At 67.7% G+C, this 23,342-nt stretch carries 23 protein-coding genes and 2 pseudogenes; 12 read left to right on the top strand and 13 right to left on the bottom strand.

Annotated elements, in window-relative coordinates:
* Positions 1–1,234: pseudogene (locus CFB52_RS18175) on the bottom strand (YbfB/YjiJ family MFS transporter).
* Between the two features lie 178 nt (positions 1,235–1,412).
* Positions 1,413–1,958 (bottom strand): alpha/beta hydrolase, encoded by a 546-nt coding sequence (locus tag CFB52_RS18170; protein ID WP_059640318.1) that lies wholly within the window; start codon positions 1,956–1,958, stop codon positions 1,413–1,415.
* 116 nt (positions 1,959–2,074) lie between these two features.
* On the opposite strand from CFB52_RS18170, the gene CFB52_RS18165 reads away from it, so the two are divergent.
* From CFB52_RS18165 to CFB52_RS18160, 3 genes are all read left to right on the top strand, one after another.
* Positions 2,075–2,530, top strand: coding sequence for an Lrp/AsnC family transcriptional regulator (locus CFB52_RS18165; RefSeq protein ID WP_059580088.1), 456 nt, complete (start codon positions 2,075–2,077; stop codon positions 2,528–2,530).
* A 342-nt stretch (positions 2,531–2,872) separates the two neighbouring features.
* Positions 2,873–2,995, top strand: coding sequence for a hypothetical protein (locus CFB52_RS35130; RefSeq protein WP_006479692.1), 123 nt, complete (start codon positions 2,873–2,875; stop codon positions 2,993–2,995).
* A gap of 58 nt (positions 2,996–3,053) precedes the next feature.
* Positions 3,054–4,007: a leucyl aminopeptidase gene (locus CFB52_RS18160; RefSeq protein ID WP_089465401.1), complete on the top strand. Its 954-nt coding sequence runs from the start codon at positions 3,054–3,056 to the stop codon at positions 4,005–4,007.
* 19 nt (positions 4,008–4,026) lie between these two features.
* On the opposite strand, the gene CFB52_RS18155 is transcribed toward CFB52_RS18160, so the two are convergent.
* A complete protein-coding gene (locus CFB52_RS18155) occupies positions 4,027–4,536 on the bottom strand; it encodes a GNAT family N-acetyltransferase (RefSeq protein WP_059580082.1) in 510 nt (169 codons plus the stop codon).
* Positions 4,537–4,834: 298 nt separating this feature from the next.
* Here CFB52_RS18155 and CFB52_RS18150 point away from each other — a divergent pair, with 298 nt between their 5' ends.
* Together CFB52_RS18150 and CFB52_RS18145 are read left to right on the top strand one after the other, a co-directional pair.
* Positions 4,835–5,167, top strand: a complete 333-nt coding sequence (locus CFB52_RS18150; protein ID WP_099317116.1) for a type II toxin-antitoxin system RelE/ParE family toxin — start codon at positions 4,835–4,837, stop codon at positions 5,165–5,167.
* Complete coding sequence (locus CFB52_RS18145; protein ID WP_006479699.1) at positions 5,164–5,493, top strand: DNA-binding protein; 330 nt, start codon at positions 5,164–5,166, stop codon at positions 5,491–5,493. Before CFB52_RS18150 ends, CFB52_RS18145 begins: the two co-directional genes overlap by 4 nt.
* Before the next feature lie 24 nt (positions 5,494–5,517).
* Here the strand turns inward: CFB52_RS18145 and CFB52_RS18140 are convergent, their stop codons facing one another.
* A complete protein-coding gene (locus CFB52_RS18140) occupies positions 5,518–7,536 on the bottom strand; it encodes a VTT domain-containing protein (protein ID WP_099317115.1) in 2,019 nt (672 codons plus the stop codon).
* A gap of 122 nt (positions 7,537–7,658) precedes the next feature.
* A complete protein-coding gene (locus CFB52_RS18135) occupies positions 7,659–8,111 on the bottom strand; it encodes a hypothetical protein (RefSeq protein ID WP_099317114.1) in 453 nt (150 codons plus the stop codon).
* A 332-nt stretch (positions 8,112–8,443) separates the two neighbouring features.
* On the opposite strand from CFB52_RS18135, the gene CFB52_RS18125 reads away from it, so the two are divergent.
* The gene (locus tag CFB52_RS18125) at positions 8,444–9,091 is read left to right on the top strand and encodes a response regulator transcription factor (protein ID WP_059580324.1); all 648 of its coding nucleotides are present in this window, start codon (positions 8,444–8,446) and stop codon (positions 9,089–9,091) included.
* Positions 9,088–10,887 carry a sensor histidine kinase gene (locus tag CFB52_RS18120; RefSeq protein ID WP_099317113.1) on the top strand — a complete coding sequence of 600 codons (1,800 nt, stop codon included), beginning with the start codon at positions 9,088–9,090 and terminating at the stop codon, positions 10,885–10,887. Before CFB52_RS18125 ends, CFB52_RS18120 begins: the two co-directional genes overlap by 4 nt.
* A 40-nt stretch (positions 10,888–10,927) precedes the next feature.
* Here the strand turns inward: CFB52_RS18120 and CFB52_RS18115 are convergent, their stop codons facing one another.
* From CFB52_RS18115 to CFB52_RS18100, 4 genes are all read right to left on the bottom strand, one after another.
* Positions 10,928–11,227: a type II toxin-antitoxin system RelE/ParE family toxin gene (locus CFB52_RS18115; RefSeq protein WP_059580066.1), complete on the bottom strand. Its 300-nt coding sequence runs from the start codon at positions 11,225–11,227 to the stop codon at positions 10,928–10,930.
* Entirely contained in the window at positions 11,224–11,499 is a 276-nt protein-coding gene (locus tag CFB52_RS18110) for a YlcI/YnfO family protein (RefSeq protein WP_059580322.1), read from the bottom strand. Before CFB52_RS18110 ends, CFB52_RS18115 begins: the two co-directional genes overlap by 4 nt.
* Before the next feature lie 98 nt (positions 11,500–11,597).
* Positions 11,598–12,908 carry an MFS transporter gene (locus CFB52_RS18105; protein ID WP_059580063.1) on the bottom strand — a complete coding sequence of 437 codons (1,311 nt, stop codon included), beginning with the start codon at positions 12,906–12,908 and terminating at the stop codon, positions 11,598–11,600.
* Positions 12,909–13,032: 124 nt separating this feature from the next.
* Entirely contained in the window at positions 13,033–14,058 is a 1,026-nt protein-coding gene (locus CFB52_RS18100) for an ABC transporter substrate-binding protein (protein ID WP_099317112.1), read from the bottom strand.
* Between the two features lie 237 nt (positions 14,059–14,295).
* On the opposite strand from CFB52_RS18100, the gene CFB52_RS18095 reads away from it, so the two are divergent.
* The 5 genes and pseudogenes from CFB52_RS18095 to CFB52_RS18070 all read left to right on the top strand — a co-directional run.
* A complete protein-coding gene (locus CFB52_RS18095; protein WP_059580058.1) occupies positions 14,296–14,961 on the top strand; it encodes a response regulator transcription factor in 666 nt (221 codons plus the stop codon).
* The gene (locus tag CFB52_RS18090) at positions 14,948–16,399 is read left to right on the top strand and encodes a sensor histidine kinase (protein ID WP_099317111.1); all 1,452 of its coding nucleotides are present in this window, start codon (positions 14,948–14,950) and stop codon (positions 16,397–16,399) included. The genes CFB52_RS18095 and CFB52_RS18090 overlap by 14 nt, the downstream gene beginning before the upstream one ends.
* Before the next feature lie 174 nt (positions 16,400–16,573).
* Positions 16,574–17,161: a PAAR domain-containing protein gene (locus CFB52_RS18085; protein ID WP_230943804.1), complete on the top strand. Its 588-nt coding sequence runs from the start codon at positions 16,574–16,576 to the stop codon at positions 17,159–17,161.
* Positions 17,158–17,778: a hypothetical protein gene (locus CFB52_RS18080; protein ID WP_099317110.1), complete on the top strand. Its 621-nt coding sequence runs from the start codon at positions 17,158–17,160 to the stop codon at positions 17,776–17,778. Before CFB52_RS18085 ends, CFB52_RS18080 begins: the two co-directional genes overlap by 4 nt.
* Positions 17,779–18,094: 316 nt before the next feature.
* A pseudogene (locus tag CFB52_RS18070) lies at positions 18,095–18,342 on the top strand (sensor histidine kinase); the annotation flags it as partial.
* Between the two features lie 3 nt (positions 18,343–18,345).
* Here the strand turns inward: CFB52_RS18070 and CFB52_RS18065 are convergent.
* From CFB52_RS18065 to CFB52_RS18050, 4 genes are read right to left on the bottom strand one after another with little or no spacing between them, the layout of a single operon-like run.
* Positions 18,346–19,110, bottom strand: a complete 765-nt coding sequence (locus tag CFB52_RS18065; RefSeq protein ID WP_059580051.1) for an ABC transporter ATP-binding protein — start codon at positions 19,108–19,110, stop codon at positions 18,346–18,348.
* Entirely contained in the window at positions 19,107–19,964 is an 858-nt protein-coding gene (locus CFB52_RS18060; protein ID WP_099317108.1) for an ABC transporter ATP-binding protein, read from the bottom strand. The genes CFB52_RS18065 and CFB52_RS18060 overlap by 4 nt, the downstream gene beginning before the upstream one ends.
* Positions 19,965–19,975: 11 nt before the next feature.
* Positions 19,976–21,787 carry an ABC transporter permease gene (locus CFB52_RS18055; RefSeq protein ID WP_099317107.1) on the bottom strand — a complete coding sequence of 604 codons (1,812 nt, stop codon included), beginning with the start codon at positions 21,785–21,787 and terminating at the stop codon, positions 19,976–19,978.
* 39 nt (positions 21,788–21,826) lie between these two features.
* Complete coding sequence (locus CFB52_RS18050; protein WP_089465390.1) at positions 21,827–23,020, bottom strand: ABC transporter substrate-binding protein; 1,194 nt, start codon at positions 23,018–23,020, stop codon at positions 21,827–21,829.
* Positions 23,021–23,342: the final 322 nt, after the last annotated feature.

The raw sequence follows: 23,342 nt of genomic DNA, 5'->3' as shown, positions 1-23,342 counted from the left end.
CTACGCGGACCTGCTGTGCAGCGCGCGCTGCCCGGCCGCGAGCGCGGCGCCCGCGAACAGCGTCAGCGCCGAATACACGAGCCCGCGCGCAAGGCCCGCGCTGTCCGACACCCACCCGATCGCGACCGGCCCCGCGATCTGCCCGAATGCGAAGACCGTCGTGAACGCGCTGATGCCCTTCGCCCAGCCGTCGGGCGGCAGGTTGTGCCGCACGAAGGCCGTCGTCGACGCGACCGCCGACAGGAACGTCGCGCCGAACAGCAAGCCCGACGCGAACGCGGCAGCCGGATGCACGAACAGCGCGGGCATCAGCGTCGCGACGCCGAGCAGCGCGTTGAGCACGGCGAGCGCCTGGCCGCCGCGCATCCGGTCGAGCAACCCCGACCACAACCGCGCGGACACGACGGTCGCGATCCCGAGCATCACGTAGAACGCGGCGACCACCGTGCCGCTCATCCCCGCGCCGCGCAGCAGCGCGACGATGAACGTCATGTAGCCGATATAGCCGACGCCGAACAGGCCATAGCCGGCCAGCGCGAGCGCGAAGCGGGCCGGGCTCGCGGTCACCGCCGGTTTCGCGCCGTCGGCGTCGGCCTGCCTCACCGGTGCCGCATGTGCGTGCTCGATGCGGCGTGCCGCCGACACGGCCACCGCCGAGAACAGCACGCATGCCGTCGCGAGCGCGAACCACGCGGGTTGCCAGCCGTGCATGCGCGGCACGAGCGTGGCCGGCACGAGCAAAGACGACGCGACGATGCCCCATCCCGTGCCGCCGTAATAAAGGCCGAGCAGCAGCCCCGCGTCGCGCGGCGACGCGGATGCGAGCCGCGCGGCCAGCACGCCGCCGCTGATGAAGATCGATGCGCTGCGGACACCCGTTGCCAGCCGCTGCGCCAGCAGCGCGTGCATGTCCGACGTGAGCCCGCCCGCGGCCATCAGCACGGCGGTCAACGCGCAGCCGGCCGCGAGCAGCGTGCCCGCGCGCCAGCGCCGCGACAGCAGCGGGAATGCCAGCGCGCCGATCAGGTAGCCGGCCGCGTTTGCCGTGTTCAGCGCGCCGGCCTGCGCGAACGTCCAGCCGAGATCGGCCTTCATCGGCGGCAGCAGCAGCGCGTACGAAAAGCGTGCGAGGCCAAGCGCGATCGCGCTGCCGAGCGACAGGCCGATCGCGAGCCGCCATGCGGCCATGCGGCCGCGAGCGGCCGGCACGCTCCGGTTGCGGCACTGCACGCATCGGGGGTGTCTCCTTCGTTGTTCGATTCCGGGGCTTCCGCCGCCATCGGTCGATCATACTGGAGCCGCCGTGAAACCGGCGCGCGCACGCGGCAAAATCGCGACGGCCGGTGCGCCCGCTCCCGTCGGTCCGGCGCAACGGCGTGAATGAGCCGAAGGTCGGCCGGCGCTGACCCGCACTACCGCCCGAGTCCGGCCGCAAAAGCCGCAAGCAGGGCGCGCCCTTCCGACCATCCGCCCAACCCGGACGCCGCGTTCAGATGGCCGCGTGCGCCGAGCAGAAGCGGCGTCGCGCCCTGTTCCGTTGCCCATTCGAGCGCGCGCCCGGATGGATCGTAGGGATCGTCCGCGCTCGCGATCGCCAGCACCGGCACGCGCCCGAACGAACGCTTCGGCAGGTTCGCGAACGCGGCGGCGGCAACCGGAAAGCGCGGCCCTTGCGGGTCGGGCACGGCCACGAGAAACGCGCCGCGCACCGCGCGCGCCGACGCGGCATGCCAATGTGCGAACAACAGACAACCCAGCGAGTGACAAACCACGAGCGGCGGCGCCCCGGCGTTCGCGACGGCCGCGTCCAGCGCCGCCGTCCAGTCGGCCAGGTCGGGCGCCTCCCACGAAGCCGGCGCGATGCGCGCGGCGCCGGGCAACGCCGCCTCCCAGTGGCTCTGCCAATGATCCGGTCCCGAATTACCGATACCCGGCACGATCACGATCGCTTGCTCCATCACGCCCTCCGTCAACGCAAAGCCGGCAGTGTGGCGGTGCGCCGGTCGGCATGGAATGGCAAGTCATCGGTTATTGAGCCAGAATGCCGATGAATCAACGGTACTGGAGGACCGTCATGCCGGACGAAGCACTCGATCGCCTGGATCTTGCGATCCTCGAAGCGCTGCAGGAGAACGCGCGGACGCCGCTGTCGGAAGTGGGCAGGCGTATCGGGCTGTCGCAGCCCGCGACGTCGGAGCGCGTCAAGCGGCTGGAAGAACGCGGCATCATCGCCGGCTACGGCGCACGGATCGATCCGGCGGCACTGGGCTTGGGCATGATGGCCATCATCCGGCTGAAAACGACCCACGAGCACATCAAGCCGGCGCTGCGCACGTTTGCCGAGATGCCGCATGTGATCGAAGTCCATCGCATGACCGGCGAGGATTGCTTTCTGCTGAAGGTGCTGGTGCCGACACCGGGCCAGCTCGAAACCCTCATCGATGCGATCGCCCGCTTCGGCGCGGTCACGACTTCGCTGGTGCTGCGCTCCGAGCCGACGAAGGCGATCGGCAAGGCGTTGCTCGGATGACGCTCGCATGCGGCTTTCGTCAATGACATAAAGCGCAGCAATTCCGGCAATTGAATCCAAATTAAAAATGATCGAATTCATTTCGGCCATCCGAATTCGATTCACTAAAAAAAGATGCGTGACCCGTCTGTCGTTTTATCTAGTTTTTTCCAATATTTGAACCGCAAACGCCCTTGTTTAGCACGCTTCCGCTAAAAACCTTGCAACGCATTGCTTTCGTAAATTCATCCGACTAATATCGACGCCACTCGTCCGGCATTCACAAAATATCGAACGAGGAGCGGGATTGTTTTTTCCGCGCTTTCATGTTGAATCACTCATGTTCACCACAGGAGAATTGACATGCAGGAAACCCAGCAGATCGAATTGCTTGACTGGATGCAGGAAGACACGCACCCCGAGGCCGTCGACATGATGGTCGAGGACGCCGTGGTGCCGTTCGGCACCGCGCTCTGGCCGGTCTGAGCGGGCCACCCGTTCTCGCGGAAGGGCCGCGGCCCTTCCGCCGCTTCCGGAGATACGCATGCTGAACCTGCACCGCGCGCTCGGTTTTCACCCGGCGCTGCGCGACAAGCTGGCACGCGGCGAATCGGGGAAACTGCTGGTCGGCTACGACGCCCGCAATCGCGACATCGCGTTGCGCGCCTTTTCCGCCCTGCCCGATTCGCTTGACGCGACCACCCTCTGCCTCGAAAGCACCCCACCCGCCGACATCGCCGCCGCACTCGGCGACGCCGACCTGTTCGTGCTGCTGTACGACTCGTCGTGCCTGCCGACGCCTTCTCCGAGCGGGCCGCCGTTCCTCGCCGCGATCCGCCCCGCGATCGTCGAGCACTGGAGCAAATCGGTTTTATTCAAGGATTACGGCCCGCATCTCGACGAGGCGTTCGCCGAATCGCTCGACGACATCGCCGCACGCAACGCCCGGCTGATCGAGGCGGCCGCGCGCGCGTCGCAGATCCGCTTCATCGACGAAGCCGGCAACACGCTGACGGGCTCGCTCGCGCCGGACCAGAAATGGACGAGCGTGGACGGCATGGGCAACCTCGACGTCGTGCCCGGCGAGATCGCGACGCACGTGACCGACCTGAACGGCTCGGTCGTGTTCAGCGGCACGTTTCTCGGCACCGTGCCGTTCGCGATCAAGTACAAGGTGGCCGAGCGGCTCGCGACGCTGCACGTCGAGCACAGCACGATCGTCGATTTCGACACCGACGACGCAGGCTTCCGCCGCGATTTCTCGACCTATCTCGACCGGCACGCGAATCACCGGCGGATCGAGGAATTCGGCATCGGCACGAACCTCGGGATTCGCGGGCTGTACGGCCGCAACGCAGGGTTCGAGGAACGCCACCCCGGGCTGCATCTCGGGCTCGGCGGCGGCGAAAACGGCAGCCACCATCTCGACCTGATCTTCGCGCGCGGCACGCTCGCGCTCGACGAGCGGATCGTGTTCGACGGCGCGTTCGCCGTCTGACGCGGCGGCGATTGCCGGCTCAGGCTTCGGCGGCCGCCGCGTCGCCGAGCCATTTGAACATCACGAAGCAGTCGACGAAGCCGAGCCGCGCGTGACGGTATGCGCGCGGCAGCCGGCCGACGATCTCGAATCCGAGCTTCTGCCACAGCGCGACCGCGACCTCGTTCGTCGCGACCACCGAATTGAACTGCATCGCGAGGAAACCGCGCTCGCGTGCGACCTGCTGCGAGTGTTCGCACATCAGGCGCGCGACGCCGCGTCCGCGCGCGGCCTCGCTCACCATGTAGCCGCAGTTGCACACGTGCTTGCCCGGCCCGGCCGCGTTCGCCTTCAGGTAGTACGAGCCGAGCAGCACGCCGTCCTCCTCGGCAATCCACGTGCAGAGCGGCGCGTCGAGCCACTGTGCGCGCGCCGCTTCCGGCGTCGGCTCCGGATCGAATGCGTAGGTTTCCTGAGCAGCGACGATGGCGCGGTAGGTTGGCCAGAAGCGTGCGAAATCGTCGTCGGTCATCGGGCGGATCGTGATCATGCGGGTTCTCTCGTGCGGGTGATGTCGGCAGGCAGGCCAGCGATCGTACCGCGATTCATCGACGCTCGCCGGCGCGCAATGCCGCGCTGCGATACGCGCCCCTGATCACACCATCGACCGTGGCGATTCGGCCGAATCGCCACGCTTCGAACCGGATGAAAGAATGATCTTCGTCCGTGAAGCCGGCATCACTGCCTGAAACCTCGAGCCATGAAGACGCCGCGTGCGTGTCGGCCGCAGCGCCGTCGCGATACGGACCGCCTCGTTCCAGCCACCTTTTTGTAGCTTATAAGTTACAATGCTTTTCAGGTTCGAACTGCTTCGCTATCAGTGCGACGACGGTCGCGAGCCGTTCACCGAATGGCTGAACGCCGTGCGCGACAAGCTTGCGCAGGCACGGATTCGCGAGCGCCTGCGCCGCGTGCAGACCGGCAACTTCGGCGATTGCGAACCGGTCGGCGAAGGCGTGATCGAACTGCGCATCCACGTCGGTGCCGGCTATCGCGTGTACTTCGGCCGGTACGGCGGTGCGCTGATCCTGCTGTTGTCCGGCGGCGACAAGGGTAGCCAACCCGACGACATCAGGCGCGCGAAGGAACACTGGTCGAACTGGAAACGGAGGCAAACATGAACAAGCTCAAAGGCGCGGTATCGCACCACGACGCGGAAGTCGCCGAACTCGGCGCCGACCGCGAACTCGCGGTGGCCTATCTGCGCGTCGCGATGGAGTCGCTCGACGATCCCGACAACCGCGCGGCCGGCCTGCTCGCGCTGCGCACGGTCGCGGAAGCGTACGGCGGGCTCGGCGCGGTCGCGGCCGAGGCCGGCATCAGCCGCGAATCGCTGTATCGCACGCTGTCCCCGAACGGCAACCCGACGCTGAAGACCCTGCTCGCGGTGCTCAAGACCGTCGGCCTGCGCCTGTCCGTCGTTCCCGCACAGCCGTCGCACGCGTAACGGGCGCACGTCACGCCTGCCCGCTCACGGCCTGACCATCCATACGAGCAGCATCTCGCCCGGCGCGGCCGTCATCCCCGCCGGCCGATGCTCGATCGTCGGCTCGACCGCCAAGGCCTGCGCGATCGCCGCCGCATCGTCGATCGTCGTCGTGCGCACGAACGTCATCAGCCGCGCCGGCCGGCGCAGCGTCTCGCGATACAGCGCGCCGTACCACAGCGGGCGCATGCCGAGCGCGTCCTGCAGCACGTACGGATAACGCCAGAGCCGCAGCACGAAGCGGCTGTCCGGGTGGGCCGGATCGACGCGGACGAACACGCGCCGCGTGCTTTCGCCATGCGTATAGCGCGGCAGCACCGGCAGCGCGTCGGCCGGCGCCTGCGGCAACAGCCAGCGCAGCGCGGTGGCCGGCGACCAAGGCGTCGCACGCTGCCAGCCGGCCTGCGCGAGATGGCGGTCGAGCGTGTCCGACGTCACGCTCCATTGCAGCGGCAGATACTCCTCGCGGTCGCCGCCGATCTCGGTGCGCCGCGTCGGCACGCGCTGCCACCCGCCGCGCCGCCACTGGTCGACCGTCATCGCGACCACGTCGCCGGCATGCGGGCGCGATGCGCGATCGATCTGCCATTGCGCGGGAACCGTCCATACGCCGGCCGTCGCAAGCACGACCACCATCGCGACGAGCGCGCCTCTCGGCTGCACGTGCTCGCGCACGCGCCAGTACGCGTAGGCGCCGGCGAGCAACGCGAACCACGCGAGCCCGAGGCTCCAGCCGCCCAGCAAACCCGACAACCAGGTATCGCCCACGTACAGCCGCGCAAAACCGCCGAGCACGATCCACAGCACGACCGCCGTCACGACCGGAATGCGCCACGGCGCGGGCCGGTCGCGCGTCAGCACCCAGCCGAGGCCGCTGCTCGCGAGGATCGCGAACGCGGCGTCGGCATCGGGCAGCGGCACGTGCGGCGCGCCGGGCGGCAGGCTCGCCGGCGTCGCGCCGGGCACGCTTGCGCCGAACACCGGCACGAGCACGACGGCGACGCCGACCGTCGCGAGCCACCATGCAGCCGTCAGCCAGCAGCGATGGATCATCAGCCAGACGAGAAACGCGGCCGCAACGATCAGCCCCGTGTCGTGCCCGTGCAGCACGGCGAGCGCGCTCATCGCGGCGTCGACGGGCGGCGTGCGCAGGTTTTGCAGGAACGCGTACAGCGCGATGTCCGCATGCATCAGCGGGTCGTTCGCGACGACGTCCCGCACGATTCCCGCGAACAGCCACACGCAGCCGATGAACAGCAGCGCGAGCACGGGCACCGCGCCCGGCAACGCGCGCAAGCGGGCGATCGCGCCGTGCAATCGCGCGCCGACCCGCGGCCAGCGGTGCGCGCCTGCGTGCACGGCGTCGGCGAGCGCACGGCGCAGCAGCGGCCAGCCGCGCCGCAGCGCGACGCGCACGCCGATCCATACCAGCGCGACCAGCGCGGCCACGACCAGCAGGATGGCGGCGACCCGCACGCTGATCGCCGCGGCCAGTGCGGCCGATGCGCCGAACAGAATGCCGGGCGCGACGTGCACGGGCGCCCACACGAGTGCCGAGATCACGTTGACCGGATAGAACGACCGGCGCGGCAGCGTCGCGCAGCCGACGACGACCGGCACCACCGCCCGCACCGGCGCGAGAAAGCGCGCGAGCACGATGCTCTTGATGCCGTGACGCAACACGAATTCCTCGCCGCGCGCGTACGCGCTCGCGTAGCCGAAGCGCACCCATGCGTTGCGGATCATCCCGCGGTAACGTCGCCCGAGTTCGTAGCTGATCCCGTCGCCGATCACCGCGCCGACGGCCGCGACGCCGATCGTCGCCCATGCATCGAGCGCGCCCGCGCCGATCAGCGCGCCGGCCGCGAACATCACGGCGCCGGCCGGCACGACCGTGCCGATCAGCGCGATCGCCTCGGCGCACGCGGCCACGAATACGATGGCCAGCACGAGCAGCGGATGCGCGCCGATCGCGCCGATCCACGCATGGATCGTGTCGCTCATCGCACACTCCCGAGCGGGGCGGCCCGGTGTGCGAACGCCGGGCCGGCAGGGGCATTGGATACGTTCATCGCAACATGTACACGCTCGGGCCGCCGGCGGGGTTCAGGGGGCAGGGTTGCGGCTCAATCGAACTCGTGCTGCCGCGCGTCGGCCTCGAGCGGCGCATCGTGGTAGCCGACCGTCGCGATCTCGCGCAGGTAGCGCGCAAGAAACGCGCCGATCGAGCCGGCGGCCTCGTATTGATGTACGTGACGGAATTCATGGGTCAGCAGGCGGCGCGTGTCGTGCCCGCGCAGCACGTACACCGCATGACCGAGCGTGAGGCCGATCGTCCCGGGCGACAGCAGCCCGGCCTCGCGGGCGATCTCGGCAAGCGTTGGCGTATCGGGAAACGGCATGCGATCGACCGCCACCACGCGAATGAGGTCCGGCTGCACGACGCCCACCGCGCGCGCATCGTCGGCTTGCGCCGGCGTCAGCGGCGCGCCCCGCGCGAGCCCGCTCGCCGCCTCGGCTTCGGCCCAGGCGAGCGCGGCGGGCAGCGCGGACGGCAGGATATCGGCCAGGTCGATCATCGCGGGCTCCCCGGTTCGCGCAGTGGCATCGCGCACCAGTTTAGTCCCGATTCGGCACGGTTCGCGGGGCGGTTGCGGCGACGGCGCGCCGGGCCGCGTCGGACGTCACGATCCCCCCGGGAATACCCTGATTCGCCCGGGCTGGGGCCGTGCCATTCCGCGTGAATTATTTCGTGTCGGTGGGCATTTCGCGACCCACCATCCTGAAAATTTCGCGAACGAGTACCGTTTTCGGGTTCGGGGGCATATATTGGTCAGAAGAACGGCCGCGGCAACACCCGGACAGCAACGACAGCAGCGCGCGGCGTCATCCCGAAGAGGACCGCTGGAAGATGATCAGGGTAATTCTGGCTGACGATCACGCAGTCATGCGGGACGGACTGCGTCACATCCTGGAAACGGCCGGCGGTTTCGAGATCGTCGGCGAGGCGAGCGACGGCTCGGGCACGCTCGCGCTGGCCGAGCGCGCCGCCGCCGACGTGCTGCTGCTCGACCTGTCGATGCCCGCCCCCACCGGCATCGAGCTGATCCGGCTGGTCAAGCGCCAGGCGCCGTCGCTGCGCACGCTCGTGCTGACGATGCACGCGGAAACGCAGTACGCGGCACGCGCATTCAAGGCCGGCGCCATCGGCTACCTGACGAAGGACAGCGCGACCGCCGAGCTCGTCGAGGCCGTCGGCAAGGTGGCGGCGGGCGGCGTCTACGTGAGCCCGTCCGCGGCCGAAAGCCTCGCTCGCACGTTGCGGGCGCCGGCTCATGCCCTGCCGCACGAGCGACTGTCCGCGCGCGAGCTCGACGTGATGCGCCGCATCGTCACGGGCCGGACCGTCACGCAGATCGCGTGCGAACTCGCGCTGAGCGCGAAGACGGTCAGCACGTACAAGACGCGGATCCTCGAGAAGATGGCGCTGCCGCACGAAGCCGCGCTGATCCGCTACGCGGTGCGCCACGATCTCGACCTCGGCACCGACGACGCATGACGGCCGCCTTCCCCCTCCCGCCCGCCCCGCCGCCGTCGGACGACGACGGTCCGGATACGTCGCGCCTGTTCATGTCGTCGCTGCCGCCTGGCCGACGCGAGCGGCGGCTCGCGCTCGCGACGGTGCTCGTCTCGGCCGTGATCTTCGCCGCGCTCGCGCCGTTCGCAGCGATCCCGCTCGCGCCGGGCTGGGCGTTCATTCCCGTGTACCAGTCGGCGATCGTCGTCAACGACATGGTGACGGCCGGCCTGCTGCTCGGCCAGTACGCGATCCTGCGCGAGAAGCCGCTGCTCGTGCTGGCGGGCGGTTACCTGTTCACGGCGTTCATGGCCGGCACGCACATGCTGACCTTCCCCGGCCTGTTCGCGCCCACCGGCCTGCTCGGCGCCGGCGAACAGACCACCGCATGGCTGTACCTGTTCTGGCATGGTGGCTTTCCGCTGTCGGTCGCCGCGTACGCACTGCTGCGCGCGACCTCGCGCGGCCGTGCGGTCCCGGCCCCGCAGCGTCGCGCGGCGATTCCGGTCGTCCTCTGCATCGCGGCCGCAGGCGGCGCGACGGTCGCGCTCGCGCTGCTCGCGACCGCCGGCCACGACCTGCTGCCGCGCATCATGAGCGGCAACCGGATGACCGCGACGATGACGAAAGCGATCACGGCCGTCTGGGGGTTGAACCTGGTCGCGCTGATGCTGATGTGGCGGCAGCGGCGGCGCCATTCCGTGCTCGACCTGTGGGTGATGACGGTGCTCGTCGCGTGGCTGTTCGACATCGCGCTGTCGTCGATGCTGAACCACGGGCGCTTCGATCTCGGTTTCTATGCGGGGCGCGCGTACGGTCTCGTTGCATCGGGCGTCGTGCTGTTCGCGATGCTGTTCGAAAACGGCCGGCTGCATGCGCAGACGGTGCGCGCACTGGCCGGCGCCCGTTATCAGCATCTGCTCGTCGCGCAGAAAAGCGCGCAGTTGAACGACGCGAACGAACGGCTCGAACAGCGCGTCGCCGCGCGCACCGCGCAACTGAGCGCGTCGAACCGCGACCTGCGGCGCGAAGTCGAGGAGCGCGTGCGTGCCGAGCGGGCGCTGCAGGCGTCGCGCGAGGAGCTGCGCGAGATCGCGGCGATCAGCGCCAGCGCGCGCGAAGCCGAGCAGCGCCGCATCGCGCGCGAACTGCACGACGAACTGGCGCAGTCACTCGCGGCGCTGAAGAACGACCTCGAATGGCTGATCGACCGCGTGCCGCAGGACGACGCGTCGCTCGCACGCAAGATCGCGGCAATGCATACGCTCGCACGCGGCGCGGTGGCCGCGACGCGCCGCATCGCGTCCGACCTGCGCCCGCTGATGCTCGACGATCTCGGCTTCGCGGCGGCGATGCAATGGCTCGTGGAGGATTTCCGGCACCGTCACGGGATTACCTGTTCGCTGCACGTCGAGCCGCCCGAGCTGCAACTCGACGAGCCGTATGCGACGGCCGTGTTCCGCATCGCGCAGGAAGCGCTCGCGAATGTCGCGCGGCACGCGGCCGCGTCGCACGCGGCCGTCGAGCTCGTGTGCGGCGGCGAAGCGATCGCGCTGACGATACGCGACGACGGCGCGGGGTTCGATCCGGCGGTGCCGCGCAAGTCGAGTTCGTTCGGGCTGGTGGGGTTGCGCGAGCGCGCGTATCTGGTCGGCGGCACGCTGCGGATCGCGACGACACTCGGCGAAGGCACGACGGTGGAGGTGGATATTCCGGTGGCGTCCGTGCATGCGGCGATTGTGCATGAACGACCCGGCGCGTTGCGGACGAAAGGCTGAAGCGGTCAAAGCAACGGTAGCGGGATGCTGCCGCGAGGGGTCAGTGGTAGTCCTCTTCGCGCTGATGCCGAACGGCCAAGACCGTGACTTGTTCTGCACTTTCGATCTCGAACAGGAGCACATAGCCCGACGTGCCGAAGGAAACGATGAGTTCACGCAGGAAGGGATTGCTCGCATCCAGCTTGCGGCAGGTAAACGGAAACAATCGCAACATGGCCACACCTCGTTCGATCGCTTCCAACGCCCTCGCTGCCGCTTCCTCATCACGTTCGACGAGATATCGATACAGTCGCACCAAGTCTTCGCGCGCCGCACGCGTATATCTGACTTGGTAACTCAATCCGCCGCCTTCTTCGAACGAGCCGCTTTCAGCATGGACTCGAGCTCGCGCTGAACGTCGGCGGCATCGATGTATTCGCCCGTGCGTCGCGCCTCGTCGCGAGACGCCAAACCTCGTGCGACGAACTCGCGCTGCAAGCGTCGCCGAGCGATGCCATCACGCAACGCCGACTCCATGAACGCAGACAGCGTCTCGTTTTCCGCAAGAACTGATTCCGCTTCCTCGCGCAACTGCGGATCGACTCGCAGCGCGGGCATCGTGGCCGTTTTCATCGCACCCTCCATGCATTACATATGTAATACATGGTAGCACATCGGCCCGAATCGACGACAGTCGACCGTTCGTTCTAGTCGAGCTGTCAACGGAACGCTCACGCCCGTGCCGCCACCATCCCCCGCTCCGAGCGCGTCCACGCGACCAGCGCGCCGACGCCGAGCAGCGCGAGGCACACGATCGGCACGATCATCGGCCCGAACGCGGTGCCCGTCATCTTGCCCGCGAACGGCATCAGGTTCTGGCTGAAGAAGCCGCCGAGGTTGCCGATCGAGTTGATCGCCGCGACGCTCGCGGCCGCCCGCGCGCCGGTGAAGTAACGCGGCGGCATCGACCAGAAGCACGGATACAGCAGCGGGATGCACGCGCCGCCGAGCACCAGCGCGATGAAGCGCAGCGGCGTGGACGGCAGCACGAGGCTCAGCAGGAAGCCGAGCGCACCGAGCGCCGCGACGATCGCGATCGTGCGCAGGATGCTCTTCGCGCGGCGCAGCTTCGCCGGCAGCCACACCAGCAGCACCACCGCCAGCGCCCACGGCAGCATGCTCAGGAAGCCGTTCGTCGCGCTCGACACGCCGAACGATTTCACGAGCGTCGGCAGCCAGTACGTGACGCCGTACAGCGACGTCGACATCAGCATGTAGGTCGCCGCGAACAGCATCACGCGCGGATCGAGCAGCGCCTTCCACGGCTGCCCGTGCTCGGCCTGCGCCGGCTTCTCGCGCTCCAGCGCGGCCGCGACGATCTGCTTCTCGCGCTCGTCGAGGAACGGCGCTTCGCGGAACGACGCGGGCAGCACGCGGAACACGACGATCGCGACGATCACGGCCGGAATGCCCGTCGCGACGAACACCCACTGCCAGCCCGCGAGCCCCCACACGCCGTTCAGGCTCAGCAGCACGCCGCCGACCAGCGAGCCGAGCATGTTCGCGAGCGCGCTGCCGAGCGTGAAGATGCCGAGCACCTTCGCGCGGTAGCTCTGCGGGAACCACAGCGTCAGGTAGTAGATCACGCCCGGATAGAAGCCGGCCTCGGCGATGCCGAGCAGGAAGCGCAGCGAGCAGAACGCGGGCATCGACGTGGTGAAGCCCATCAGCACCGTGATGAGCCCCCACGTCAGCATGATCCGCGCGAGCCATACGCGTGCGCCGTAACGATGCAGCGCGAGCGTGCTCGGCACCTCGAACAGCAGGTAGCCGATGAAGAACAGCGACGACGCGAGCCCGAACGCGGCTTCCGTCATCCCGAGGCTGTGCACCATCTGCAGTTTCGCGAAACCGACGTTCTGCCGGTCGATGAACGCGATCAGGAACATCACGACGAGGATGGGCAGCAGGCGCCGCGCCATCTTCGACATGATGCGCTGTTCTTCGGCGGACGCGGGGTCCAGGGTGTCGGTAGCGTTCACTTCAGGCTCCTTCGTGAATCGGTTGCGTATCGGTTGAATCGGCGGGTTGAATCGGCGCCGCGCGGAACGAGCGCGCCGGCGCCACGTGGTTCGATGAATGGAATCGGCTCGCGGCCCGCGTGGCTCAACCCGACCGGTAGTCGTCGAGCATCGGCGCGAACATCTCGTGCCACGCGCGCGGCTTCGCCTTGATCGTGCCGGCGAGGTACAGGAATTCGACGTAGTCCATCAGCTGGTTCGGCCGCACCGAGAAGCGCGTGTCGGGCGCGGCAAGCATGCGCATCACGTCGTCGTGCGACACGCCGACGCCGGACGACGCCGCATAGAGCGCGGCCGCCGCGCGCGGGTCCTGCGCGATCAGGCGGTTCGCTTCGTCGAGCGCGCCGAGAAACGCCGCGGCCAACGCGGGCTCCGCATCGACGAGCCGCTTCGGCGCGAACACGACGTCGAGCGTCATCGGCCCGAGCACGTCGACCGAGCTCACCACGCGATGGATGCCCGGCTGCCGCAATTCGAGCGTCGAGAACGGCGGCGACGTGAAGTGCGCGGTCACGCCGTTCTCGCGGCGGATCAGCGCCTGCATCGCCTGCGGATGCGGCAGGTTCACGGTGATCGAATCGAGCTGCGCGAAATGCGTGGGGCCGAGCTGCCGGCTCGCGACCATCTGCAGCACGACCGCCGACAGCGACGTGCGGATGCCCGGCACCGCGATCCGGTCGGACGGCGTGAAATCGCGCAGCGACACGAGGCCCGGCCGGTTCGCGTTCAGCGACAGCGACGTGGTCGACAGCCCGCTGATGCCGATCACCTCGACATTCGGAATGCCGCGCGCCCGCGCCCACAGCTCGATGAACCCCGGCGCGCCGGCGCCCGCGAAATCGAGCGTGCCGGCCATCATCGCGTCGTTGACGGAATTGCCGCCGTCGAGCAGCACCCATTCGACCGCGACGTCGCGCACGCCGTGGCGCGCCGCATGCCGCTCGAACAGCCGCTGCTTCTCCATCACGAGCAGCGGCAGGTACAGCACGCCATAGCCTTTCGAGATCCGCACCGTGCGCGGTTTCGCGCGCACGAGCGCCGGGGCCCCGAGCGCGCCCAGCACGCCGAGGCCGGCGGCGATCAACGCGCGGCGGCGCGGCGACGTCGTCATGCGCGCACCGCCGCGCGGCGAACGGCCAGCGGCGACGCGCCGGCCGGCGTGGCGCGGCGGCGCGCGTTCGTCGTGCCCGTGACATGCTGCATGTTGCCGTCTCCTTGAATATTTCTGGTATTAATGCCGTCCTTGCATCCTGCTTCCGGCTCGACACAGGTTATCGGGCGAGTCTGAGAAAATGCTGACATCCCGCCCCCGGGAAAACCCCTAATCCACCTACCTGCAAACGGCACCATGCGCATTCTCGTCGTGGAGGACGATGCCGAAATCGGCGCGGCGATCCGCAGCCGTCTGACGCGGCTCGGCCATGCCGTCGATCTCGAAACCGACGGCTCGACCGCGAACGGGCTGCTGCGCGTCGAGCGCTTCGATCTCGTCGTGCTCGATGCGAACCTGCCCGGCATGGACGGCTTCACGGTGCTGCGCAACCTGCGCGCGGCCGGCAGCACGACGCCCGTGCTGCTCGTCACCGCGCGCTCGGCGATCGACGACCGCGTGAGCGGCCTCGGCCTCGGCGCCGACGACTACCTCGTGAAGCCGTTCGACTACCGCGAGCTCGACGCGCGCGTGCAGGCGCTCTTGCGCCGCAACAGCGGCCACGCGAACGACGTGCTGACGCTCGGCGGCCTCGTGATCGACCGCAGCAGCCGTCTCGCGGAACTCGACGGCCAGCCGCTGTCGCTGTCGCGCCAGGAATTCGCGCTGCTCGAAATCCTCGCGAGCCGTCCGCAGCGCATCTTCTCGAAGGAAGAACTGCTGAACCAGTTGTTCAGCTTCGGCAACGAGCCCACGGCGAACGCGGTCGAGCAATACGTGACGCGCGTGCGCAGGAAGCTGCAGGGCAGCTCGGTCGAGATCCGCACCGCACGCGGGATGGGGTATCAGATTGCCGCGCATTGACTGGTTCCCGAGGACGCTGTTCGGGCGCACGCTGCTGTTCATCGCGCTCGTCGTCGCGACCGGCGCGCTCGCGCTCGCGGCGATCGCGCGCTACTACGCGGGCGTCGCGGCCGAACGCGCGTACGACCAGTTGCTGGCGGGCGCGTCGATCCAGGTCGCGGAAAACCTCTACGTGCAAGGCGGCGTGCTCGCGCTGAATCCGCCGGTCGCCGCGCTGTCGACGCTGTCGCGCTACGACCTCGTCTACTACAAGGTGGTCGATTCGCGCGGCGTCGTCGTGGCCGGCTATCACGATCTCGCGAGCCCCGCGACACTCGCCGCCGCGAAGCAGGGACCCGCGTTCGCGAACGCCGTCTACCAGGGGCATCGGGTCCGCACCGCGACGATCGCACGCTACATGCCGGAGGAAAGCACGCCCGGCTGGGCGCTCGTGACGGTTGCGCAGACCACCAATGCGCGCCAGCAACTGACGAACGACATGAGCATCAAGGTATGGACGCTGATCCTGCTGATGAGCGTGCTCGCGATCGGTGCGAGCGGCCTCGCGATCCGGCGCGGCCTGCGTCCGCTCGCGCGGATCGGCGCGATCATCGCCGCACGCGACCCGGCCGACCTGCGGCCGGTGGCCGTCGATACGCCGAGCGAGATCGACGCGATCATCGGGTCGATCAACGGGTTGATGCGGCGGCTCGCCGAGCGGATCAACGCGATGCAGCGCTTCATCGCCGACGCCGCGCACCAGATGCGCACGCCGCTCGCGCGGCTCGACGCGCAGATCGAGCTGCTCGACGGCGAATCCGATCCCGCGCGTCACGCGGCACGGCTCGATGCGCTGCGTGCGACCTCGTCGGACGTCGGCCGGCTCACCGGGCAGTTGCTCAATCACGCGATGGTGATTCATCGCACCGAGGCCGTGCCGCTGCAACCGGTCGACCTCGTCGCGCTCGCGAAAGAAGTGCTGGGCCGCACGATTCCGCTCGCCGGCGAACGCGACGTGGCGGTTGCGTTCGCGAGCGACGCGCCGCATGCGTGGATCGACGGCGATGCGATCAGTCTTCAGGAAGCGCTGTCGAACGTGCTGCACAACGCGCTGCTGCACGGCCATGCGGACGACATCGTCGTGTCGGTCGCGACCACCGGCAACGCGGATCAGGCGGTGACGCTGACCGTCACCGACAACGGGCGCGGGATACCGCGCGAGCACTGGGACGCGGCGTTGCAGCCGTTCGTGCGGATCGCGCCGGACGGCAGCGAACGGCGCACGGGGTCGGGCCTCGGGCTCGCGATCGTGCAGGAAGTGATGAAGGCGCACGGCGGGCGCGTGGGGTTCGCGTTTCCCGAGGCGGGCGGATTCGCGGTGGTGTTGACGTTTCCGCGTGGTACGGGAATAGATGGCGGCGCAAATGCGGGTGGATCTTCCAAACGTACACGCGTCTGAAGTTGCCCAGCAGCGTTGCAATGCGACTCTCGATTTCAGGCACCGCTCCAGATAATTCCCTAAACAAGTCTGAAATCATGGCGATCTGAACGAAATATTCGAATCTGTCTTATTGCGTGTCGTCGTTTCCAACCGACATCATGTTGACGCCAATTCGCGTTGGCGGATGAGCGCGTGACAAACGCTCAAACACAGCGCCACCGTCTCAACATTGACGACACCGAGGTTTTGATCATGCGTAAGGCAGCCGTACGTGACGGCGATCCGACTACCACTCGCGGATCGGTCATCGCTCACGCCTCCACCATCTATGACGGCAAGAAAAAAGTTGCACTGGATGGAGAAAAAGCAACCTGCGGCACTTGCAAGGGTGCATTCAAGATAGTCGCTACCGGGAAGGGTATCTCGGAAAAAGGGCGCAATGTCGTCGTCGATGGAGACATCGTGATGTGCCCTTGCGGGGCTAACCGCGTCCTTGTCGGCAGCGACCCCGGCATTTTTCTGCAATCGAGCCGACACCCGTCGGATCTCGCGGACACGGCAGCCTCTACGGACGCAAGTTCGTCGTTCGTGGGCACGGAATCGTTCGATGACCGATTCGTGCTCTACGATCCGACCGGAGTGATCCTGTCTCATACTGCATATGCCATGCAGTTCGAAAACGGTAGCCTCGTGTACGGCACAACAGATCGTTTTGGACGCACACGCCAGATCGAATCCGGACAGCAGCCAGAACGAATCAAACTGTACGTAGCGGGATGACCATGGGAAATCGGACGCACATTGCTCCGGATGGCGTGAAATATCGACTTATCGCAGTTAAGGAGACCACGCCAACCACGGACAAAGCCATCAAGAAGGTGATCACTGACACGACAAGCGTCGAAGTAATCGTCAGCGATTCACGCTTGCGCAGTCGAGGTTCTCAATGGGGTCACGTGGCAATCGAAATTGACGGAATCGTGTATAGCCGCGCCCATGAAGAATACGTCAAGATCGACAAGAGTACCTACCTGCATGGCGGAATCGTGTCGCTGGCAAACGGTTCGATAAGAACCGGCGGAAATTTATGGCGGGATAACCTCGGTCTGGTCGTGAGACTTTCGCCTGCTGAAAAAGAGAAGATCAGGAAGGAGCTCGAACGACGTGTCGCCGTTGATCGAGCGTTCAAAATCACACGCCCCCATTCCAGCACTTATAGTGTCTTCGACAACAGTTGCTCGTCCAACGTGGCCGACGTACTTGAATCGATCGGCATTCTCGCCCATGATCCACGCTGGCTCCCGACGCCTGTGACGCCGGCCGAATTGTTGGCCGTCCTCGAAAAATCGAAGCGATTGGCGAAAAAAAATCACTATCCGAAGCGCACAGATCAATGATCGTCCGATACATCACCCTCGGGCTCGTGCAAGTGCTGCTGATTGCAACCGCCGGCTGGCTCAGGCGACGGGCTTGGCCAGACATCGACTTTCTCGACGGCCCTGGGGAATGGTCCCTCGTCATACGATCGTCCTTCTACTGCCTTGCTGGATGGCTCGCAACGGTACTACTGGCAATCGCACTCGCAGTATCAGATAAGCGGAACCGATCGATGATCGTTTTGTTTCTCGTCGTCACGCTGCCTTCCGTGGAACTTCTGACCCTGCTGTTATTTGCGTGGTGAGCATGGCTGCCCGATAACAGGCAACGCGGTCGAACGTGCTGCTGCACGGGCATGCGGACGACAACTTCGTGTCGGTCGAGACCTCGAGCACCGCCGACGATGCCGTGACGCTGATCGCCACCGACAATGGTCATCGCAGTCCGCGCGAGCATTGGGACGCCGCATTGCAGCCGTGCATGCGGATCGCGCCGACGGCAGCGAGCGGCACACGGTGTCGGGCCTCGATCCCGCGATCGTGCAAAAAGTGATGAAGGCGCGCGGCGGGCGCGTGGAGCTCGCGCCCCTACGCCGCCACCGCCTCCCCACCGAGATACGCATCGCGCACGCGCTCGTCGTCGAGCAGCGTTTTCGCGGGCCCCTCCAGCACCACACGCCCGGTCTGCAGCACGTACCCGTAGTGCGCGATTTCCAGCGCGAGGCTCGCGTTCTGCTCGACCATGAACACCGTCACCCCTTGCGTGTTGATCGCGTCGATCAGTTCGAGCACCTTGTCGACGTAGAGCGGCGACAGCCCCATCGTCGGCTCGTCCATGCAGATCAGTTTCGGCCGCGCCATCAGTGCGCGCGCCATCGCAAGCATCTGTTGCTCGCCGCCCGACAACGTGCCCGCACGTTGCGTCAATCGTTCTCGCACACGCGGAAACAGGTCCAGCACGCGCTCATAGTCCTCGGCCACCGCCGCGCGATCGCCGCGCGTGTACGCGCCCATCAACAGGTTCTCGCGCACGCTCATGTCGCCGAACAGCCGCCGCGCTTCGGGCACGGCCGCGATCCCGCGCCGCACGCGCTGCGGCGTCGCGAGCGCGGTCACGTCGTCGCCGTCGAAACGCACGACGCCGCGGCGCGGACGCATCAGCCCGAGAATCAGCTTCATCGTCGTCGACTTGCCGCTCGCGTTGCCGCCGAGCAGGCTGACGATCTGCCCACGGGCGACTTCGAAGTTCACGTCGAAGTGCACCTGCACGGGCCCGTAGAACGTGTCGAGGTGTTCGAGTTTCAGCAGCGCGTCGGTCATGGTCGTATCAGGCACGGAAGATTGCACGGTCATGCGGCCGCCTGCGTAGTATGGTCCGCCGGCGCACCGCCCGCGTGGCGGCGACCGAGATAGGCCTCGATCACGCGCGAATCGTGCCGCACGTCGCGCGGCGCGCCTTCGGCGATCTTCACGCCGTTATCGAGCACCATCACGCGGTCGGACACGCGCATCACGAGTTCGAGCTTGTGCTCGATCAGCAGGATCGTCAGTCCGCGTGCCTTCAGCGACTGGATCAGTTGGAGCATCTCGGCCGTCTCCGTCTCGTTCATCCCGGCCGTCGGCTCGTCGAGCAATAGCAGGCGCGGATGCAGCGCGAGCGCGCGACCGATCTCCACGCGCCGCCGGTTCGCGTACGACAGGCTGTGCGCCGGATGATCGATGCGCGGCGTAAGCCGTTCGCCGAAGCCGGCAATGATGTCGCGCGCTTCTTCACGCAAAGCGGCTTCCTCGCGCCGCACCGACGCGGGCCGCACGAGCGCGCGCAGCACTTCGGCCGCCGCGCCGAGCGCCGGCCAGCCCGGCCGCGCCGCACGCAGCCGCGCATGTGCGCCGATCAGCACGTTGTCGAGCACGCTCAGGTTGCCGAATACACGGCCGTGCTGGAACGTGCGCGCGATGCCGAGCGCCGCGAGCCGTTCGGGCGCGGTGCCGGTGATGTCGCGGCCGTCGAACGTCACGCGGCCGGCATCGGGCCGGTCGGCGCCCGCGATCAGGTTGAACAGCGTCGATTTGCCCGCGCCGTTCGGGCCGATCACGCTGAGCAGTTCGCCGTCGGCGAGCGTCAGGCTCGCGCCGTCGAGCGCGGTCACGCCGTCGAAGCGGCGCGTCAGGCCCTGCACGTCGAGCAGGGGTCGAGTCGTCATCATCGCATTCCTCCTCACACCGTGCCGAGCAGGCCCTGTGGCCGGAAACGAACGAGCAGCAGCAGCACGAGGCCGTAGATCAGCATCCGGTAATCGGCCGCCCAGCGGAACAGCTCGGGCAGCCCGATCAGCGCGATCGCGCCGACGATACCGCCGAGCACGTTGCCGAGCCCGCCGAGGATCACCATCGTCAGCGCGAGGATCGACACCTGCGAGTCGAAGGTCTGGTGATTGATGTAGCTGTACAGATGCGCGGCGATCCCGCCGCTCACGCCCGCCGCGACGCCGCCGACCGCGAACGCGATCGCCTTGTAGCGGTTCGGCGCGATGCCGTGCGCGCGCGCGGCGACGTCGTCCTCGCGCACCGCGCGCAGCGTGCGGCCCAGGTGCGAGCGCAGCAGCCGCACCTGCACGAGCGCGAACACGACGAGCACCGCGAACGTGAACCAGTACGCGGCGCGCGCGGTCGTCGCCCACGGCAACGGCGCGATGCCGGTGATGCCGAGCGGGCCGCGCGTGAGGCCATCCCAGTTCAGGATCACGAGGCTCACCACTTCGCCGATGCCGAGCGTCGCGATCGACACGTAATGCCCACGCAGCCGGAACGCCGGATAGACGAGCAGCGTGCCGAGCACGGCGGTGATCACACCCGCGCACGGAATCGTCACGGCCGGCGACCAGCCGAGATCCGACGACAGCAGCGCCGACGCATACGCACCGATCACGAGCAGCGCGGCAGCCCCAAGCGAGATCTGCCCGACCGTGCCCGCGACGAGCGTGAGGCTCAGCGCGAGCAGCCCGTACAGCCACGCGTTGGTCAGCGTCTGCAGCACGTAAGGCGATGCACCGAGCCACGGCAGCACGGCCGCCGCCGCGATCAGCGCGACGAGTACGGGGCGCGGCACGCGCACGGCTTTCGCGGCGGCGAGGAAGGTGCCCGTCATCGGCTCGGGCGGCAATGCGCGGTTCGCGCTGAACAAGCCGTTCGGCCGCCACACGAGGAACACGATCAGCAGCCCGAACGCAAACAGGTCGCGGTAGCTGGTGCCGAACAGCGCGACGCCGTAGCTTTCGACGAGACCGAGCAGCAAGCTGCCGGCGATCGCGCCGGGCACGTTGCCGAGCCCGCCGATCAGCAGCGCAACCACGCCCTTCAGCGTCGCCTGAAAGCCCATCGCCGGATCGATGCTGTTGTAGTACATGCCGACCAGCAGCCCGCTCACGCCGCCGAGTGCGCACGCGATCGCGAATACGGTCTGGTTCACGCGATCGACGTCGACGCCCATCTGCAACGCCGCGTCGCGATCCTGCGCGGTCGCGCGCACGGCCCAGCCGAGCCGCGTGAAGCGCAGGAAGCCGTACAGCAGCGCGGCCGCCGCGATGCCGATGCCCGCGATCAGCAGGTCGAGCGAGCCGAGCGTCGCGCCGGCGATCCGCAGGTGCCAGTCGGGCAGCGGCGTCGGCACCGCGCGCGGGTCCGCGCCGAACGCGAGCTGCGCAAGCTGATCGAGGATGAAGCTGATGCCGATCGTCGCGAGCAGCGGCGCGATGCGCGCGGCATGGCGCAGCGGCCGCAGCCCGATCCGCTCGATCGCGATGCCGAGCGCACCGCAGCCGACGACGACCGCCGCGAGCGCGACCGGCAGCGGCAGCCCGAAGCGCGTCAGGCACAGCCAGCCGATGAACGCGCCGACCATGTACACCGAGCCGTGCGCGAAGTTGATCAGGTGCGACACGCCGAAGATCAGCGCGAGCCCGACCGCGAGCAACGCGTAGATGTTGCCGACGATGAGGCCGTTGAGCGTGTAGTCGAGCCAGGAAGCCATCACGATGCGTCCGTCAGGTGCAGGCGGTTCATGTCGGGTTCAGCGCGCCGCGAGCTGCGGCTTCGCGCCATCCCACAGCGCCCACTGCCCCTGCTTCACGACCAGGTACACAGTGCGCGCGCCCGCGACGCGGCGCGTCTGCGGATCGAAACGCACCTTGCCGAAGATCACGCTCGGCACGTCGCTGATCTTCGCGAAGCCGTCGTGCGCGGCCTGGCGCGTCGTGCCGTAGCGGCGCAGCACTTCCGCCGACAGGATCAGCGCATCGTACGCCCGCGCGACGAACGAATCGGGATCGGCGTGGAATTTCGCGCGATAGCGCTGCACGAACGCCTGCACCTCGGGGCGCGGCTCGGCCGGGAAGAAGTTCGATTCCGTATAGACGCCTTCGACGGCCGTGCCGCCCAGTTCGAGGAACTTCGGCGAATACACGGAGCCGACCGCCGCGATCGGCAGCGCGACGCCCGACGTGCGTGCCTGGCGCACGATCTGCGCGCCGTCCGCGTAGTAGGAAATCAGCACGATCGAATCGGGCTTCGATGCGCCGATCCGCACGAGCGTCGAGCGGAAATCCTTCTCCGCCGGCTGGTAGCCTTCGGCCGCGACGACCTGCGCGCCGAGCCCCGTCACCGCCTTCGCGAAGATGTCCTTGCTGGTGCGGCCCCAGTCGGTGTTCAGGTACAGCACCGCGATCCGCTTGAAGCCGAGTTCCTTCACCGCGTAGCGGGCGAGCAGCGGCTGCTCCTCGGCCTGGCTCAGCGCAGTGCTCCACAGATAATCGCCGCCCTTCGTGAAATCCGGATGCGAATTCGTGAAGCCGAACTGCACCAGTTGCCCGCGCTGGTAGATCGGCGATGCGGCCATCGACGTCGCGCTCGAGAAATCGCCGAGCTCGATCGCGATGCGCGGATCGGCGACGAACTTCTGCGCGATCGCCACCGCCTGGCGCGGATCGCTGCGGCTGTCCTGGAAGTCGATCGCGAGCGGCCGGCCGTGAATGCCGCCGCTGCCGTTGATCTCGTCGAGCGCGAGATCGAAGCCGCGCTTCCACTGCTCGCCGTATTGCGCGTCCTGGCCCGTCAGCGGCCCGCTCACGCCGATCACCACCGGCTCGCCCGACACGCCGGCCGCGAGCGCGCCGCCGGCCGACAAGCCCCATGCGGCGGCGAGCGCCGCCACCGTGCCCAGCACGCGCCGCCATGCGCCGCGCGCGTCGTTCCCCGAAACCTTCATGCGTCCCCCAGCTTCCGTCAATCGAAAAGAGTGAGGGCATGTAACCATCCGGTTCAGGACGATCCAACGAAGTTTTGCGCATATCGATATCGCATGCGGCGCGAAGCCGATGACGAGCGCGAACGGCCGCCGATACCCGCCGCATCGATCGACATGCCGGCATGCATCGCATCGTATTGATTCGATGGGCGTTTCGTTCGGCGCACCGTGCACGACCGGTGCGACTGCACGCACGACGGGCCGCCGCGGCCGTTACGCCCTTCGCAGTTTTCCCGCTGTCGATAGCAAAAATCATTATATGAATCGTGCATGCTCGCACTCC

Source organism: Burkholderia sp. AU18528 (assembly GCF_002223215.2).
GTDB classification, from domain to species: domain Bacteria; phylum Pseudomonadota; class Gammaproteobacteria; order Burkholderiales; family Burkholderiaceae; genus Burkholderia; species Burkholderia semiarida.
The sequence above is the reverse complement of the archived record's forward strand: the minus strand, read 5'-3'. Positions and strand labels throughout refer to the sequence as shown.

What these genes read in the sequence shown, in the direction of transcription:
- CFB52_RS18170 (WP_059640318.1), bottom strand. Translation starts at nt 1,958, where the DNA reads ATGGAGCAAGCGATCGTGATCGTGCCGGGTATCGGTAATTCGGGACCG.
- CFB52_RS18165 (WP_059580088.1), top strand. Translation starts at nt 2,075, where the DNA reads ATGCCGGACGAAGCACTCGATCGCCTGGATCTTGCGATCCTCGAAGCG.
- CFB52_RS35130 (WP_006479692.1), top strand. Translation starts at nt 2,873, where the DNA reads ATGCAGGAAACCCAGCAGATCGAATTGCTTGACTGGATGCAGGAAGAC.
- CFB52_RS18160 (WP_089465401.1), top strand. Translation starts at nt 3,054, where the DNA reads ATGCTGAACCTGCACCGCGCGCTCGGTTTTCACCCGGCGCTGCGCGAC.
- CFB52_RS18155 (WP_059580082.1), bottom strand. Translation starts at nt 4,536, where the DNA reads ATGATCACGATCCGCCCGATGACCGACGACGATTTCGCACGCTTCTGG.
- CFB52_RS18150 (WP_099317116.1), top strand. Translation starts at nt 4,835, where the DNA reads ATGCTTTTCAGGTTCGAACTGCTTCGCTATCAGTGCGACGACGGTCGC.
- CFB52_RS18145 (WP_006479699.1), top strand. Translation starts at nt 5,164, where the DNA reads ATGAACAAGCTCAAAGGCGCGGTATCGCACCACGACGCGGAAGTCGCC.
- CFB52_RS18140 (WP_099317115.1), bottom strand. Translation starts at nt 7,536, where the DNA reads ATGAGCGACACGATCCATGCGTGGATCGGCGCGATCGGCGCGCATCCG.
- CFB52_RS18135 (WP_099317114.1), bottom strand. Translation starts at nt 8,111, where the DNA reads ATGATCGACCTGGCCGATATCCTGCCGTCCGCGCTGCCCGCCGCGCTC.
- CFB52_RS18125 (WP_059580324.1), top strand. Translation starts at nt 8,444, where the DNA reads ATGATCAGGGTAATTCTGGCTGACGATCACGCAGTCATGCGGGACGGA.
- CFB52_RS18120 (WP_099317113.1), top strand. Translation starts at nt 9,088, where the DNA reads ATGACGGCCGCCTTCCCCCTCCCGCCCGCCCCGCCGCCGTCGGACGAC.
- CFB52_RS18110 (WP_059580322.1), bottom strand. Translation starts at nt 11,499, where the DNA reads ATGAAAACGGCCACGATGCCCGCGCTGCGAGTCGATCCGCAGTTGCGC.
- CFB52_RS18100 (WP_099317112.1), bottom strand. Translation starts at nt 14,058, where the DNA reads ATGACGACGTCGCCGCGCCGCCGCGCGTTGATCGCCGCCGGCCTCGGC.
- CFB52_RS18095 (WP_059580058.1), top strand. Translation starts at nt 14,296, where the DNA reads ATGCGCATTCTCGTCGTGGAGGACGATGCCGAAATCGGCGCGGCGATC.
- CFB52_RS18080 (WP_099317110.1), top strand. Translation starts at nt 17,158, where the DNA reads ATGACCATGGGAAATCGGACGCACATTGCTCCGGATGGCGTGAAATAT.
- CFB52_RS18065 (WP_059580051.1), bottom strand. Translation starts at nt 19,110, where the DNA reads ATGACCGTGCAATCTTCCGTGCCTGATACGACCATGACCGACGCGCTG.
- CFB52_RS18060 (WP_099317108.1), bottom strand. Translation starts at nt 19,964, where the DNA reads ATGATGACGACTCGACCCCTGCTCGACGTGCAGGGCCTGACGCGCCGC.
- CFB52_RS18055 (WP_099317107.1), bottom strand. Translation starts at nt 21,787, where the DNA reads ATGGCTTCCTGGCTCGACTACACGCTCAACGGCCTCATCGTCGGCAAC.
- CFB52_RS18050 (WP_089465390.1), bottom strand. Translation starts at nt 23,020, where the DNA reads ATGAAGGTTTCGGGGAACGACGCGCGCGGCGCATGGCGGCGCGTGCTG.